Origin of the sequence: Liquorilactobacillus sicerae (assembly GCF_029916425.1) — a bacterium.
Taxonomy (GTDB): Bacteria; Bacillota; Bacilli; order Lactobacillales; family Lactobacillaceae; genus Liquorilactobacillus; species Liquorilactobacillus sicerae.
Genome location: NZ_JAHAVQ010000259.1, coordinates 1 through 438, shown reverse-complemented (window position 1 = coordinate 438; position 438 = coordinate 1). Strand labels below are relative to the sequence as shown.

The window sequence follows — 438 nt, the reverse complement described above, 5'->3', positions numbered from 1 at the left end:
ATAAATAATCTTGCAATTGGTTATGATAAACCATTAATAACACGATTGTCCTGGTCTCTAAAAATTGGTCATCTTTATGCTCTTAGTGGCCAAAGTGGCTCGGGCAAGAGCACTTTGGCAAAAACGTTGATGGCTCAGCAAAAATCCTTGGCCGGAGAAATTTGTTTTTCTGATCAAGAGTCAAAGCTAAGCACAGATTTTCAGCAGGACTGGCTTAAAAAAGCTGTTTATATTGATAGTGAATCCTACTTGTTCAATGGCTCGATTATTGATAATTTATTATTTGCTAGTAAATACAGCCGAAAAGAATTAATAAAAATTTTTGATAAATTGGGCTTGTGTTCTTTTGTTTCCACCTTACCTGATCGGTATGACAGCCAAGTTGGCGAAAATGGAAAATGGTTATCACCTGGTCAATGTCAGCAAATTGCCTTTGGA

At 36.5% G+C, this 438-nt stretch carries 1 protein-coding gene; it reads left to right on the top strand.

All coding sequences use genetic code 11. The features are described 5' to 3' along the window. A partial coding sequence (locus tag KH893_RS12330) for an ATP-binding cassette domain-containing protein (RefSeq protein ID WP_281166341.1) occupies nt 1-438 on the top strand: 438 nt, incomplete at both ends.